4 protein-coding genes are annotated in these 16657 nt (G+C 68.0%); all 4 read left to right on the plus strand.

Features of this window, described 5'->3' with window-relative positions; translation table 11 throughout:
• Window positions 1-29 precede the first annotated feature (29 nt).
• The 4 genes from APH28_RS17550 to APH28_RS17565 all read left to right on the plus strand — a co-directional run bounded on the left by APH28_RS17550 (window position 30) and on the right by APH28_RS17565 (window position 16639).
• Window positions 30-11795: a BapA/Bap/LapF family large adhesin gene (locus APH28_RS17550; RefSeq protein ID WP_060511485.1), complete on the plus strand. Its 11766-nt coding sequence runs from the start codon at window positions 30-32 to the stop codon at window positions 11793-11795.
• A gap of 64 nt (window positions 11796-11859) precedes the next feature.
• The gene (locus tag APH28_RS17555; protein ID WP_060511487.1) at window positions 11860-13293 is read left to right on the plus strand and encodes a TolC family outer membrane protein; all 1434 of its coding nucleotides are present in this window, start codon (window positions 11860-11862) and stop codon (window positions 13291-13293) included.
• A complete protein-coding gene (locus tag APH28_RS17560; RefSeq protein WP_060511489.1) occupies window positions 13290-15458 on the plus strand; it encodes a type I secretion system permease/ATPase in 2169 nt (722 codons plus the stop codon). Before APH28_RS17555 ends, APH28_RS17560 begins: the two co-directional genes overlap by 4 nt.
• Entirely contained in the window at window positions 15455-16639 is a 1185-nt protein-coding gene (locus APH28_RS17565) for an HlyD family type I secretion periplasmic adaptor subunit (RefSeq protein WP_060511491.1), read from the plus strand. Before APH28_RS17560 ends, APH28_RS17565 begins: the two co-directional genes overlap by 4 nt.
• The last annotated feature ends 18 nt before the right edge of the window (window positions 16640-16657 follow it).

The raw sequence follows: 16657 nt of genomic DNA on the forward strand, positions 1-16657 counted from the left end.
CGTGTGCCGCAATCCAGCAGGGAGCACTCATGGACAACATCGTCGTCGCCGACAAGCAAACCGCGGTAGCCACCCAGAATGCATGGGGCAATCTCACCCTCAAAAGCCCAGGCGTGGTGCAGATGCCCGTCGCGCCCGACCAGGTGGCCACCGTCACCCGGCATGGCCAGGACCTGATCGTCACGCTTAAATCCGGAGAAAAGATCACCGTCGGCAACTTCTTTGCCGTAGACCAGGCAGGCGTCGGCAGCGACATGGTGTTCGTCGGCGAAGACGGCACCCTGTGGCACGCCAACTATGACGCAACGGCCTTCACCGGCTTTACCTTTGAGGAAGTCAACTCGCTCGACGAGCTGGTGGCCGGCATCGGCACCGCTGGCAGCGAGACCTCGACCTTTGCCATCGCCGGTCTCAGCCTGCTCGGCGTCGGCGGTGTGGCGGCAGCGGCAAACAACAGCAGTGGCGGTGGCGGTGGCGGCGGCAGCACGCCTGGCGACACCACAGCACCGGCCACACCCATCGACCTGCTGGTTTCGCCCGACGGCCTGCGCCTGACCGGGCGCGCCGAGCCGGGTTCCACCGTACAGGTGCGCGGCCCCAACGGTACCTTGCTGGGCACCGCCGTGGCCGGCAACGACGGCCAGTTCAGCATCACCCTGCAACCCCCGCAAACCAACGGCCAGGCGCTGGAAGTGACTGCCACCGACGCAGCGGGCAACACCTCATCTGCCGCTGACATCACCGCGCCGAACGATGGCGTCGGCAACCCGCCCGATACCACGCCACCGAATGCCCCCACCGACGTGGCGGTCGGCCAGGCTGGCCAACACCTCACAGGTCGCGGCGAACCCGGCACCACCGTGCAGGTGCGCGATGCTGCTGGCAATCTGATCGGGAGCGGTGTGGTCGATGGCAGTGGCAACTTCGACGTCAGCCTCAGCCCTGCCCAGGCCAACGGTGAAACGCTGAGTGTTCGCCTGGTCGATGCCGCAGGCAACGTGTCCCCAGCGCTGCAGTTCAATGCCCCCGACATTACTCCGCCGGCCGTACCTTCCGGCCTGGCCGTCAGCCCCGACGGCACCGTGCTCACCGGCCGTGCCGAACCTGGCAGCACCGTGCGCGTGCTGGCTGCCGATGGCAGCACGGTGCTGGGCAGTGTCGTGGTCGGCGCGAACGGTGAGTTCAGCATTACCCTCAACCCACCCCAGGTCGACGGTCAAGCGCTGCAGGTCACGGCTACCGATGCTGCACAAAACACGTCCGCTGCGAGCACCGTCACCGCGCCGGATATCGACAACGGTGGCGATACCACCCCGCCTCTCCCGCCCAGCGATGTGATTATCAGCACCGACGGGCGCACCGTGTCGGGCCGTGGCGAAGTCGGTGCCACGGTCAAGGTACTGAACGACCAAGGCCAACTGATCGGCACCGGCACCGTGCAAGCCGATGGCAGCTTCACCTTGCAACTGACCGCGCCGGTGGTCGATGGCTCATCGCTGCAGGTCACCCTCACAGATGCCGCCGGCAACGTCTCGACGCCCAACCCGCTGACCGCACCGGACCTGGTGCCGCCAGGGCAACCCAGCGGGCTCGACCTGGCCAATGGCGTGACCCTGAGCGGCAGCGCCGAAGCAGGCGCCCGGGTGGAAGTGCGTGATGCCGACGGCACCCTGATCGGCAGCGGCATCGTCGGGCCGGATGGCCGCTTCAGCTTCACCCTCGCCCCGGCCCAGACCGACGGTGAACACCTGGCCATCAGCGTAATCGATGCCGCTGGCAACCGTTCGCCGCTGCTGGACTACACCGTGCCGGACACCACACCACCGTCGATCATCAGCAACGTCATCATCGGTGCCGGCAGCCTGGTCGTGGCCGGCCGAGGCGAGCCGGGGGCCACGGTGGAAGTACGTGATGCCAACGGCGTGGTCATCGGTACTGGCGTGGTAACAGCCAACGGCACTTTCCTGGTCGACCTCAATGGCCCGGTCAGCGCCGGGGACGCCATCGCGCTGGTACAGACCGATGCCGCCGGCAACCCTTCGGTCTCGCTCATTGTCATCGTCCCCGCCACTGCTGTGCCTGAAGGCCCTGATGGGCTGGTGCTGAACGCCGACGGCTCGTCCATCAGCGGCACCGCCCCGGTGGGCAGCCTGGTGGAAGTGCGCGATGCCAACGGCACGGTCATCGGCAGCGGGCAGGTGGGTAACGATGGCACCTTCACCATCGCGCTCGCCCCGGCCCAGGCCAATGGCGAACTGCTCGACGTGGTGGCCATCGACGCCGACGGCAACAGTTCGTTGCCTAGCCAGATCAACGCTGCGGACATCACTGCGCCGAACCAGGCCAGCGACCTGAACCTGGCGGCCGACGGCGTGACCCTCACCGGCCGCGGCGAGGTTGGCGCCACCGTGCAGGTCACCAATGTCCAGGGTACGGTACTGGGCACCGCCACGGTCGGGGCCAACGGTTACTTCAGCGTCACGCTGTCGCCCGCCCAGGTCAACGGCCAGGCGCTCGACGTGGTGCTGCGCGACGCCGCCGGCAACAGCTCCACCGCCACCCTCACCGCGCCTGACCTGGATGGCCCGCTACAAGCTTCGGCGCTGGCCGTCGACGTCACCGGCCTGCATCTCACCGGCGCCGGCCAGGCGGGTTCGATCGTCACCGTGCGCGCTGCCGACGGCAGCGTGCTGGGCACGGCCATCGTCGCCGCCAACGGGCAGTTCGACATCACCCTCAACGTGCCCCAGCGCAACGGTGAACCGTTGAGCGTCGAAGCCACCGACTCGCTGGGCAACAGCGCCGGGCCGGTCAGCTTTACCGCCCCCGACACCACGCCACCACAAGCCGTGAGCAACCCGAGCGTCGACGGCAGCGGTACCAGCGTCTCCGGCACTGGCGAGCCAGGCGCCACCGTCACCGTGCGCGGCCCGAACGGCACTGTGCTGGGCACCGCCGTGGTCAACGGCGACGGCAGCTTCCAAGTAACCCTGAACCCAACCCAGAGCAATGGCCAGGCCCTGACCGTCGAACAACGCGACCCGACCGGCAACGTCTCGGCCGCCGTCGGCCTGACGGCGCCGGACACCCAGGCGCCAGCCATCACCACAGGCCTTGCGCTGTCCACCGACGGCACGGTGCTCACCGGTAGCGGCGAACCCGGCGCGCAGGTTCGGGTGACCGGCGCCGGCGGCGCAGTGCTGGGCACCGCCACGGTCGAAGCCGACGGCAGCTTCCGTGTGACCATCGACCCACCACAACTCAATGGCCAGGTGCTGACGGTGATCCAGAGCGACGGCGCCGGCAACCCCTCGCCCGCCGACACCCTGACCGCCAGTGACCGCGAAGCGCCGCTCCCCGCCCAAGGCCTTGGGCTCAGCGCCGATGGCATCACCCTTACCGGCCAGGGCGAAGTGGGTGCCACTGTGCAGGTTCGCGGTGCCGGCGGGCAACTGCTCGGTAGCGGCGTGGTCGATGGCGACGGCAGCTTCAGCATCACCCTGACACCTGCGCAAACCAGCGGCGAAACCGTGTCGGTGGTGCTCACCGACGCCGCTGGCAACGCCTCGCCGTCGGCACCGTTCACCGCCGACGACAGCAGCGCCCCTGCCGCCCCGGGCGGATTGCAGGTCAGCGCCGACGGCAGCCAGGTCCAGGGCACCGGGGAGCCCGGTGCCACCGTGGAAGTGCGCAATGCCGCAGGCGCCCTGCTGGGCAGCGTGGTGGTACCGGCCAGTGGCAGCTTCAGCGTTTCGCTGAGCCCGCTGCAACTGGACGGCCAGACCCTCGACGTCACCCAGACCGACCCCGAAGGCCATGCCTCCGGTGCAGGCCAGGCTACCGCTCCAGACCTCACCCCGCCGGCGCTGCCCACGGGCCTGGCGATCAGCGCCGATGGCCTGGCACTGAGCGGCAACGCGCCCGGCGCGGCGTCTGTCACCGTGATCAGCCCGACCGGCGTCGAAACCACGGTTTCGGTCAACCCCGACGGCAGCTTCAGCGTGCCGCTGTCGCCAGCCCTGCTCAATGGCGAGACGGTGACCGTGGTGGTCGCCGATGCCGCCGGCAACAGCACCGAGCCGACCCCGATCACCGCAGCAGACACCTCGCCCCCCGCACCGGCCACCGACCTCGCGGTCAGCCCCGATGGCAGCCTGATCAGCGGTACCGCCGAACCCGGCTCCACGATCATCGTCCGCGACGGCAGCACCGAACTGGGCACCGCCACGGTCAACCCGGACGGTACCTTCGAAGTTCAGATCAACCCACCGCTGGCCGCTGGCGACAGCGTGCAACTGGTGGTGCACGACGCCGGCAACAACGAGACCGGCATTACCGTCAACGGGCCAGACGGCAGCGAACTCGCAGCACCCACCAACCTGGCCATCAGCGCTGATGGCTTCCTGCTCACCGGCGCGGGCACGGTCGGCTCGCTGATCACCGTCACCTCCGCCGGCACCACCTTGGGCACCGGCACGGTCGGCAGCGACGGCATCTTCCGCATCTTCTTCGCCAATGCCCAGCTCAATGCCCAGACCCTGCACGTCAGCGCCCGCGCGTCGGCCAGCGGCGCCCCTTCGGTGCCGGCGACCATCGTCGCCACCGACAACACCCCGCCCGATGCGCCGACCCAGGTCGCCATCAACCCCAGCGGCAGTACCTTGACCGGCCACGGCGAAGTCGGCGCGACCGTGAGCGTGACCGACGCCAGCGGCACCGTGGTTGGCACCGGCACCGTCGGCAGCAACGGCCTGTTCTATGTCAGCCTGGTGCCACCGCAGGCCAATGCGCAGAACCTCACCATTACCCAGGCCGACGCGGCGGGTAATATTTCGCTGGCTGCAACCTTGCAGGCGCCCGACCTGCAGGCCCCGAATGCCGCCACCGGCCTGAGCCTCAACACTGCCGCCACCGTGGTCAGCGGCCAGGGCGAAGCCGGTGCGCTGGTTACCGTGCGCGACGCCAGCGGCGCCGTGCTCGCCACTGGCACGGTGAACCAGAGCGGCCAGTTCCAGATCACCCTGCCCAGCGCACAGACCACCGGCAGCGCACTGCAGGTCACCCTCAGCGATGCTGCCGGCAACGTATCCGGCCCGGCCAGCCTGGCGACCCCTGACCGCACGCCACCGGCAGCCATTGCCAACGCAACCCTCAGCAATGATGGCCGGCAGCTGTCCGGCAGCGGTGAGGTGGGCGCCACGGTGCAGGTACGCGATGCCAGCGGCGCCGTGCTTGGCAGCGCCACCGTGGGCGCCGACGGGCGCTTCACGGTCACCTTCGCCACCTCCCAGGCCACTGGCCAGGCGCTCGGCGTGACCCAGCTGGATGCTGCGGGCAACACCTCGCCGGCAGTCACTGTCGTCACCACCGACCTGAGCGCCCCGGCGGCGCTGACCAATGTGGTGCTCAACAACAACGGGCTGACCCTCACCGGCCTGGGTGAAGCCGGCGCCGCGGTGACCGTGCGCGGCCCGGACGGCACCATCATCGGCAGCGGCCTGGTGGCTGCCAACGGCAGCTTCACCCTCACCCTCACCAGCGCGCAGCTTAACGCCGAGCGCCTGAGCGTGACCCAGACCGACGCTGGCAACAACACCTCTGCCGCCGTCGCGGTGACTGCCCCCGACCATACCCCGCCTGCGGCGCCCACCGCCCTGGCCCTGGCCGGCAGCGGTCTGCAACTGAGCGGCAGTGCCGAATCCGGCAGCGCGGTCACCGTCCGCGATGCTGCGGGCAATGTGCTGGGCACTGCAGTGGCTGCCGCCAACGGCACCTTCCAGGTCACCCTGAGCAGCCCGCAGACCAACGGTCAGGCCCTGCAGGTAACCGCTACCGATGCCGCCGGCAACGTCTCGCCCGTGGCCGCCTACACCGCAGCCGACACCACGCCTCCGGCCGCTGTCGCCCACCTGGCCGTCTCGGCCAATGGTGCCACCCTGACCGGCACCGGCGAGGCCGGTGCCACGGTCACCGTGCGCGCAGCGGACGGCACCCCGCTGGGCACGGCGCAGGTCGGCAGCGACGGCCGCTTCTCGGTCACGCTCGCCCCGGCTGCAACGGCGGGTGAACAACTCGCCGTCGTGCAGGCTGACGCCGCCAACAACGCTTCGCCGGTGCAGAACGTCACCGCCCCGGGCAATACCGCACCCGATGTCCCCGGCAGCCTGGTGCTGTCCGCCGACGGCCTGGTGGTCACCGGTATCGCCACACCAGGCAGCACGATCAGCGTGGTCGGCCCCAACGGTGTGCTGCTGGGCAGCGCCCCGGTCAACAACAATGGCACCTTCAGCGTCACCCTCGGCAGCACCCAGGCCAATGGCGAAATTCTCCAGGTCAGCGCTACCGGCACAGACGGCAGCACGTCGCTGCCGGGCGAGTTGCAGGCACCTGACAGCACTGCGCCACAACCGCTGAGCAACCTGGTGCTGTCCAACGACGGCCTGGTGCTCACCGGCCACGGTGAGCCAGGTGCCACCGTGACCGTGCTCGGTATCGGCGGGACCGACCTCGGCACCGCCGTGGTTGGCGCCGATGGCAACTTCAGCGTCAACCTCGCCGCCGCCCAGGTGAACGGGGAGCAGCTCAGCGCCGCGCAGACTGACGCGGCTGGCAACGAGTCCAACAGCGTCAGCCTCACCGCACCGGACATCACTGCGCCGAATGCGCCGGCCAATTTGGCATTCGCCGGTGGCGGCAGCCTGCTCAACGGTACTGGCGAAGCCAATGCCGCGGTCAAGGTCATCGCGGCCGACGGCACCGTGCTGGGCACCGCCACGGTGATGAGCAACGGCAGCTTCCAGGTCACCCTCAATACGCCACTGGCCAACGGCCAGGCCGTGCAGGTGGTGTTGACCGATGCCGCTGGCAACCAGTCCAGCGCCGGCTCCATCACCGCTCCCGACACCACACCGCCCAATGCCCCCAGCGAACTGGCCATCTCCAGCGATGGCGCGACCATCACTGGGCGTGGCGAAGCCGGGGCCACGGTGATCGTGACCAACCCGGCGGGCCAGCAGATCGGCACGGCCCTGGTCGACGCCAGCGGCCACTTCACCCTCACCCTCAACCCGGCCCTGGGCAACGCCGAGGTGCTCAGCTTCACCCTGACCGACGGCGCCGGTAACCTCTCGCCGGTGGCCACCCTGCAGACACCGGACTTCACCCCACCAGACCTCCTCACCAATGTGGTCATCAATGCCGACGGCAGCGTAGTCGTTGGCCGCGGTGAGCCGGGCGCGACAGTCACCGTGAACAACGCCGCCGGCGTGCTGCTGGGCACCACCACGGTGCTCGCCGATGGCAACTTCCGGGTCGAGCTCAGCCCTGCACAAATCAACCAGCAGGTGCTGTCGGTGCAACAGGCCGACCCACCCGGCAACATCAGCGAGCCGGTCACGATCAACGCACCGGACCTGACGCCACCGGCCGCGGCGCTCGACCTGCGGCTCAACGCTGCTGGCGACCAGCTCGGCGGTACCGGTGAAGCGGGCAGCACCGTGCGTGTTTATGCCGGCACTACCGAGATCGGCACCGCCACGGTCGGGCCCAACGGCACCTTCGTGGTCAACCTCAATGCGGCGCAGCTCAATGGCCAGGTTCTGCAAGTGACCCTCGCAGACGCCAGCGGCAACATCTCGCCTATCAGCACCGTCACCGCCATCGACAGCACACCACCGGCCACGGTAGTCGCCAGTCTCAACGCCAGTGGCACTCAACTGACCGGTGTCGGTGAAGCCGGAGCTCATCTCACGGTGATGGACAGCCAGGGCAATATGCTCGGCCAGGGCACCATCGACCCCGCCGGCACCTTCGTGCTCAACCTGACGTCAGCGCAAATCAATGGCCAGGTGCTCAGCGTCATTGCCCAGGACGCCACCGGTAATCCATCTGTACCGCTGCAACTCACCGCCCCCGACCTGACACCGCCAGCCCAGCCTGCCAACCTGACCCTGACCGGCAACGGCACGCTGCTCAACGGCACCGGTGAGGTAGGTAGCGTGATCAGTGTGCGCGATCCGTCCGGTACCGAGGTCGGGACCGTCACTGTGCCGGCAGGCGGCAACTTCACCGTGACCCTGAACTCGGCGCAGAACAACGGCCAACTGCTGACGGTGATCGCCAGCGACAGCGCCGGCAACACTTCGACACCCGCCTCGTACCAGACCGTTGACACCTCGCCGCCTGCTATCGTGACCAACCTCGCGGTCAACAACACCTACGACATCCTCACCGGGCGCGGCGAAGCCGGCGCGACCGTGACCGTCAGCTTCGGCAGCGTGGTCATTGGCACCGGCCAGGTCGACAGCGGTGGCAACTTCTCGATCAACCTTCAGCCGGCACCCGGCTCGGCGGCCTCCCTGACCGTCACTCAGACCGACGCCGCGAGCAACACCTCGGCGGGCGCGACCTATGTTACGCCGCTGGTACCGCCACCGGAGCCACCGGTCAACGTGACACTGGCCGCCGACGGCCTGACCCTCACGGGGACCGCCGCCACCGGCAGCTCCATCCGTATCTACGACGCGGCCGGCAACCTGATCGGCAGCGGCTCGGCCAACCTCGGCAACGGTGGTTTCTCCATCACCTTGAGCGCCGCGCAGCTCAATGGGCAACACCTGTCGGTGACCTCGGTGTCGCTGCTCGGTGGCGAATCGCAACCGGTGTTCGTCACCGCCGCCGACATCACCGCGCCTGCCAACCCGGTGGTTGCTGCGCTGTCTGCCAACGGCCTGGTACTGACCGGTAGCGGTGAAGCCGGGGCCACGGTGACCGTGCGCGATGCCGGCGGCAACGTGCTTGGCAGTGGCCTGGTCAACGGTACGGGGTCGTTCAGCATCAACCTCAGCAGCGCCCAGCTCAACGGCCAGGTGCTCAGCCTGACCCAAGCCGACGCCGCGCAGAACGTCTCGGGCGCCACCCGCTACACAGCACCGGACGTCCAGGCGCCACTGGCACCGACCAACCTGGCGATCAATGGGGCGGGTACCGTGCTCACCGGTAACGGCGAGCCGGGCGCGACCGTGACCGTGCAAGGCCCAAGTGGCACGGTCGGTAGCGCCGTCGTGCAGGGCGACGGCACCTTCAGCATCACCCTGACCAACACGCAGAACAACGGCCAGGCCCTGGTCGTGCGCCAGGCCGACGCCGCCGGCAACCTGTCCGGCAGCACCGGCATCACCGCGCCGGACACAACCCCGCCAACCGCACCGGTGGCTTCGATCAACGCCAACGGCACCTCGGTCAGCGGCTCCGGCGAAATCGGCAGCACGGTCACCGTGCGCAACAGCGCCGGTAGCGTGCTCGGCACCGCCACGGTGGGCAGCAACGGCCTGTACGTGGTCAGCCTGAACACCGCGCAGATCAACTTCCAGGCGCTGAGCGTCACCCTCACCGATGCCGCGGGCAACACCTCCAGCGCCACAGCGCTGACCGCCCCGGACCTGACCCCTCCGGCCAACGCCAGCAACCTGGTGATCAGCGCCGACGGCACCACCCTCACAGGTACCGGCGAGGTCGGCGCCACGGTCACCGTGCGCAGCAGCAGCGGGACCGTGCTGCAAACTGCCGTGGTGCAGGCCAATGGTACCTTCACCGTCACCCTGAGCCCGGCCCAGGATAACGGCCAGGTGCTGTCGGTGACCTTGACCGACCCACGCAGCAACGTCTCCGGCAACGTCAACATCACCGCACCGGACGTCGATGCCAACGCCCCGGTGGTCGCCAGCAACAACCTGGCCACCGCCACCGTCAACCTGGCGCCGGTCACCGCCACCACCACCTACACCGACAGCTTCACCACCCTGTTGTCGGGCTTCAGCAAGACCTACACCTGGACTGTAGCGCCGGGCACCACGGTCGACCCGACCCTGACATTAACGACCAACAGCGTGCTGGCGCTGCTCAACAACTCGACATTTACCCTGCAGGTGAAGAATGCCAGCGGCGCCTGGGTGACCATCGCCACTGGCAATACCCAGGGACTGCTCGATCTGATCGTGCTGCCACTGGGGCTGCAGGTAGACATTGGCAAGCTGCAGGCCGGCGACTACCGCCTGACCGTGGCCAGCGGCGGCATCGGCCTGGTGACCCAGGTCACCACCAGCCTCGACATCGAAGCCACCAGCCTGACCCAGTTCACTGGCACTGGTACGGCCACCAACGGCAACGTCATCACTGATCCGGGCACCAATGGCGCGGTCGACTCCCTTGGCCCGGACAGCGGCGCCGTGCTGAAGATACTGGTCAACGGCACCTATGTGACCGCAGCCAGTGGCGCGGGCACCACGGTGCAGGGCCAGTACGGCACGCTGGTGATCCATGCCGACGGCAGCTACACCTACACGCCCAGCGGCAGCCCATCGAGCGTCGGCAAGGTCGATGTGTTCAGTTACGAGCTGGTGCACCCGAACGGGCTGACCTCTGCAGCCAACCTCTACGTGCGCATCGACAGCCCGCAGGCCACGGAGACCTGGAACGACAGCAACCTCAGTGCACCGGCCACGGTGGTGGATGCGGTCAACGACATCGACAGCAGCCAGATTACCCTGGCCAACCGGGTCGACAGCAGCAGCGCCACGCTAGGCTCGCTGACCCTGCCGCTGGTCGGCTCGCGCTCGGCCACCTACACCACCACGGTGGCCGCCGACACCACCGCCAACCTGCAAGTGGTGGTCAACTCGGCCAACCTGTTGAGCCTGCTCAACGGCACTACCCTCCAGTTGCTCAAGCTCAACACCAGCACCGGCCAGTACACCGTGGTACAGACGGTTGGCGGCAGTTCGCTGGTCAGCCTGCTCGGTGGCGGCGCCGGCTATACCTTCCAGAACCAGGGTGCTGGCGCCTATCGCATCGTGGTCAGCGCCGGCGGCATCGGCCTGGCCAGCTCGATCACCACCAGCCTCAACACCACCACCACGCACCTCACCGAGTTCGTGGTGAGCAGCGCAACGGTGGCCAGCGGCAACCTGATCACCGACCCGACCGGTACCGACAACCTGGGTTCGGCACTGACCGTGCTCAGCGTGCTGACCGCGGCCAACACCTTCACCATCCCCGGCTACAACGGGGTCAGCGTGGCCGGTACGTACGGCACGCTGCTGGTGCATGCGGACGGCAGCTACACCTACACCCTCAACAGCGGGCTGACCTCGGCGGTGATCGGCCAGCACGACACCTTCACCTACGAGCTGACCCACCCCAACGGCACCACCGACACCGCCACGCTGACCGTCAACCTGGACAACGCCGCCAGCGTTTCCACCTTCTCCGCGCTGGTGGCCGACACCAGCGACGACAGCGTCGCCGTAGCCAGCGTGGCGGCCGCTGCGTCCAGCGAATTGCTCGCTGGCACCGATGGCAACGACCACCTGGTGGGCAGCCAGGGCGGGCATATCACCCTGGAAGGCGGCGCTGGCAACGACATCCTCGAAGTGGTCGACCAGCATTTCGCCAGCGTCGATGGTGGCACCGGCACCGACACCCTGCTATGGGGTGGCGGCGATGCCAGCATCGACCTGGGGACCCTGGCCGATCGCATCCACAACATCGAGGTGATCGACCTCAACGACACCAGCGCGGTGGCGCTGACCCTCAACCTGGCAGACGTGGTGGCGATCACCGAAATCGGCAACGACACGCTGATCATCAAGGGGGATGCCAAAGACTCGGTGCACATGACGGACAACTGGAACCTGGTCGGGACCCAAACTACCGACGGCATCGACTATAACCAATACACGGCCCAGGAAGATCCGAGCCACCACCTTTGGGTGCAGAACAGCATCCATGTCGTGTGAGGCCACTGCAAACCCGCCGGGCACACCGCCCGGCGGCAAGGACGACCAGCAGTAAGGGAATTTCGTGAAGCGACGCAGTACGCTGTCACCGCTGTGGCTGGGAGCCTTCGGGCTCCTGGTGCTCAACCCCAACCCGGTTGCCCAGGCAGCCGATGACATAGACCCCAGACTGCGCACCATCGGGCCGTCATTGATGCGCGACGCGCCCGATGCGATCCCCGCCCGCCCGCCTTCCGGCCAAGCCAACGATAATGGCGACCGCCTGGGGCTGGCCGAGGCGGTACTCACCGCCGCACAGTGGCACCCGAGCATCGCCGAAGCGGTCGGCAACCTGTACAAGCAGGGCGAGGGCATCAACGTCGCCCGTGCCGGCTACTACCCGCAGATTTCCGGCGGTCTGCGCACCGGTTATGACACCGGCTACGGCGGCGACCGCAACAGCCAGGCGCTGAACCTCTCGTTGAAGCAGATGCTCTACGACTTCGGCAAGGTCGACCATGCCGTCAGTGCCGCCCAGGCCGCCGCTACCCGGGCCCAGGCCAATATCCTGCTGGTGGTCGACGACCTCGCCCGCGACACCGCCTACGCCTGGATCGAAACCCGCCGCTATGAACAGCTGATGGTCATTGCTCGCGACCAGATCCGTGGCGTCGGCGACATCGCCGGCATGGCCCGCCAGCGCAGCGACATGGGCGCCAGCACCCGCTCCGATGTGGTCCAGGCCGAGTCGCGGGTTGAAGGCGCCCGCGCCACCCTCGAGGAATACCAATCGCAGTACGAACGCTGGCGTTCGACCCTGGCCGAACTGCTGGGTCGCATGGCGCCGCCGGCCCTGGCCGAGGAGCCGCCACCAGAACTGAACCAGGCCTGTAAGCGCTCCTCAGGCGCTGGCGACCGCCTGCCAGCCGTGCTGATGGCCCTGGCCTTGCGCGCCCAGAGCCAGGCCGAACTGGCCCAGGCCAAGGCCGAAGCCTACCCCACGCTGTCGCTGCAACCCCAGGTCAACCATTACCTGGACAACGACTACAACCGCGACAACCGCAGCCTGGACCGCACCCAGGCGGGCATCTACCTGAACGTCGAGGTGCCGATCTACCAAGGCGGCGCCATCAGCGCCCGCACCCGCGCCGCCGGGCATGCCCTGAGCGCCGCCGACTCCGCCGAAGATGCCGCGCGCCTGCAGGCCCGCCGCGGCCTGGCCGAAGCCATGGCACAGACGTCCGGTCTGGGCCGGCGCCTGAGTTCGCTGGAGGCGCGCCAGACCAGTATTCAGGAAGCCCGCGCACTGTATGGCCGGCAGTACCTGGACCTGGGCACCCGCCCCTTGCTCGACCTGCTCAACGCCGAGCAGGAAATCTATCAGTCACGTTTCGAACTCGCCGGCACCCGCTCCGACCTGCTGCGCCTGGATGTCGACTGCCTGTACAACACCGGCGCCCTGCGTACCGCCTTCGGGCTGGAAGGGCGCAACCTGCAAGGGGTGGAAATCGAGCCATGAACGATACCGTCAAGCTGACCCAGGCCGATCAGGCGCAGAACCCGGAGCAGCCGGTAGAACACCGGCCCGATCTGGGCCCCTGGCTGGAAGTGATGCTGCAGGTCGCCCATCACTATCGGCTGGACGTCTCGCCCCAGCGCATCCGCCTGGCGGCGGTCGAGGATGCGCGCCCGCTGGATGAAATCCTCCGGCACATGGCGCGCCAGGCCGGCCTGACCTTGCGCTTCGTGCGCTACGACGCCAAGGCCTTGCGTCAGTGGCGCACGCCGCTGGTGCTGGAACTCGACGATGGCCAGTTGGCCACGGTCGAGGCGGTGACCGAGGAAAACGAGCTGGCGGTGGTCTTCGCCGGCGACCAGCGCTTGACCTCGCGCCTGCCCCGTGAAGCGCTCGAAGGGCGCATCAACCGCGTGGCCTTGATGCGCCCCGCCCGGCCGCTGCGCGATGTGCGCACCGACGACTACACCGCGCCCTATGACCGGCACTGGTTCGCCCGCATCGTGCTGCGCGACCTGCGCCCGTATGGGCAGGTGATGGTCGCATCCTTGGTGGCCAACGTACTGGCCCTGGCTGGCGTGCTGTTTTCGATGCAGGTGTATGACCGGGTGATCCCTGCCGAGTCCCTGCCGACTTTGTATGTGCTGTTCGGTGGCGTGGTGCTGGCGCTGGTGTTCGACTTCAGCATGCGCCTGCTGAGGTTGAAGGTCACCGACCTGCTGGGCAAACGGGCCGACCTGCGGGTGTCCGACCTGGTCTACGGCCATGCACTGCGCTTGCGCAACTCGGCGCGGCCGAAATCCACCGGTTCGTTCATCTCGCAGCTGCGCGAGCTGGAGTCGATCCGCGACCTGATCACGTCGAGCACCGCCACGGCACTGGCCGACCTGCCGTTCTTCCTGCTGTTCCTGTTGGTGTTCTGGCTGATCGGTGGGGTGCTGGTGTTCATCCCGCTGGCGGCGTTGCTGGCCATGGTCATCCCGGGGCTGCTCGCACAACGGCGCCTGGCGGCGCTGGCCAATGCCTCGATGCGCGAGTCGTCGCTGCGCAACGCCATGCTGGTGGAGAGCATCCAGGGCCTGGACGAAATCAAGGCGCTGCAGGCCGAGGCACGTTTCGAGCGCCAGTGGAACCAGTACAACGCCGCCTGCGCGCACACCAACCTGCGCCTGCGCACCCTGACCAACGGCCTGGTGACCTGGACCCAGAACGTACAGGGGGCGGTGTTTGCCGTGGTCATCGTGATCGGCGCGCCGATGGTGATTGCCGGCGACCTCACCACCGGTAGCCTGGTGGCCGCCTCGATGCTGTCGTCACGGATGATGGCGCCGCTGGCGCAGCTGACCCACGTGCTGACCCGCTGGCAACAGGCCAAGGTGGCCCTGCAGGGCCTGGACAAACTGATGCAGTCGCCGGTCGACCATCCTGAAGGTGAAGCCCGGGTGCACTTGCCAGCCATTCGCGGTGAGTACGCGCTGCGCCAGGCGACCTTTCGCTACAGCCCGGAGGCGCCACCGGTTTTGAGCATCGGCCAGCTGAGTATCCAGCCCGGCGAGCGCATTGCGGTGCTCGGGCGCAACGGTGCCGGCAAAACGACCCTGCTACAGGCGCTGGGCGGCGCCATGGACCTGAGCCAGGGCGAAGTCACCCTCGACGGCATTGCCATGGACCACCTCGACCCCGCTGACCTGCGTCGTGACGTCGGCCTGCTGGCCCAGTACGCCCGGCTGTTCCACGGCACCCTGCGGGAAAACCTCACCCTCGGCGCCGGCCAGGCCAGCGACCAGGAACTGGTGGCCGGGCTGGCCGCCACCGGCGCGCTGGAGTTCGTCCGCCACCTGCCCAAGGGCCTCGACCACCTGATCCTCGAAGGCGGCCAAGGCCTGTCCGGCGGGCAGCGCCAGGCCCTGGTGCTGTCGCGTCTGCTGGTACGCCAACCGCAGGTGCTGTTGCTCGACGAGCCCACCGCCTCGCTCGACGACATCACCGAGCGCAAGCTGCTGGATAACCTCGACCGCTTCTGCCAGGGCCGCACCCTGGTGATCGCCACCCACCGCCTGAGCGTGCTGCAGCGGGTCGAACGCATCATCGTGCTGGACGGTGGGCGCATCGTCATCGACGACAAGCGCGACGCCGCCCTGGGCAAGCTGCAAGGAGCGCAGGCATGAGCAACCACGAACTCCCCGCCTCCTACCTGGACGGCCAGGACGACCAGGCCGTGCTGCGCGCCGGCCGCCTCATCACCCTTTGCGCAATCCTGCTCGCCGCGTTCCTGGCCTGGGCCGCCTGGTTCGAGGTGACGGAAGTGTCCACCGGCACCGGTAAGGTCATCCCCAGTTCACGCGAGCAGGTGATCCAGTCGTTCGAAGGCGGCATCGTCGCCGAGATGAACGTGGCCGAGGGCGACCTGGTCGAGCGCGGGCAGGTGCTGGCCCAGCTCGACCCGACCAAGACCGCCTCCAGCGTTGGCGAGAGCGAGGCCAAGTACCGGGCGGCCAAGGCCAGCGTGGCGCGCCTGCGCGCCGAGGTCACCGGCAAGCCGCTGAGCTTCCCCGAAAGCCTGCGCGATTCGCCCGACCTGATCGATGCCGAGACGGCGCTGTACGAAACCCGCCGCCGGGGCCTGGAGCAGACCCTGGCCGGCATCGAAGACTCGCTGCGGCTGGTGCGCGCGGAGCTGAAGATTACTGAGAACCTGGCCAAGATGGGCGCCTCCAGCCGGGTCGAAGTGATCCGCCTGAACCGCCAGCGCTCGGAGCTGGAGCTCAAGGCCAACGAAGCGCGCTCCGATTACCTGGTGCGCGCGCGCGAAGAACTGGCCAAGGCCAGTGCCGAAGCCGACAGCCTGTCGGAAGTGATCCGCGGGCGCAGCGACTCGCTGACACGCCTGACCCTGCGCTCGCCCGTACGCGGTATCGTCAAGGATATCGAGGTCAACACCCTGGGCGGCGTGGTGCAGCCTGGTGGGCAAGTGATGAAGATCGTGCCGATGGATGAGCGCTTGCTGATCGAAACCCGCATCGCCCCACGGGACATCGCCTTCATCCACCCCGACCAGGCGGCCAAGGTAAAGATCAGTGCCTATGACTACTCGGTGTATGGCGGGCTGGACGGCAAGGTGGTGGGAATTTCGCCGGATACCCTGCAGGACGAGGTGAAACCGGAGATTTACTACTACCGGGTGTTCATCCGCACCGAGCAGGACAGCCTGACCAACAAGGCCGGCAAGCACTTCGCCATCGTGCCGGGGATGATTGCCACGGTGGATATCCGTACGGGTGAGAAAACCATTCTCGATTACCTGATCAAACCGCTGAACCGTGCCCGCGAAGCCCTGCGCGAACGCTGACTGAAGCCTTCACAGTCA

It is taken from the genome of Pseudomonas sp. NBRC 111124 (genome assembly GCF_001320245.1).
Classification (GTDB): domain Bacteria; phylum Pseudomonadota; class Gammaproteobacteria; order Pseudomonadales; family Pseudomonadaceae; genus Aquipseudomonas.

Excerpts from the sequence above, each read along its gene's own strand:
- APH28_RS17550 (WP_060511485.1), top strand. The coding sequence starts at position 30 with ATGGACAACATCGTCGTCGCCGACAAGCAAACCGCGGTAGCCACCCAG.
- APH28_RS17560 (WP_060511489.1), top strand. The coding sequence starts at position 13,290 with ATGAACGATACCGTCAAGCTGACCCAGGCCGATCAGGCGCAGAACCCG.
- APH28_RS17565 (WP_060511491.1), top strand. The coding sequence starts at position 15,455 with ATGAGCAACCACGAACTCCCCGCCTCCTACCTGGACGGCCAGGACGAC.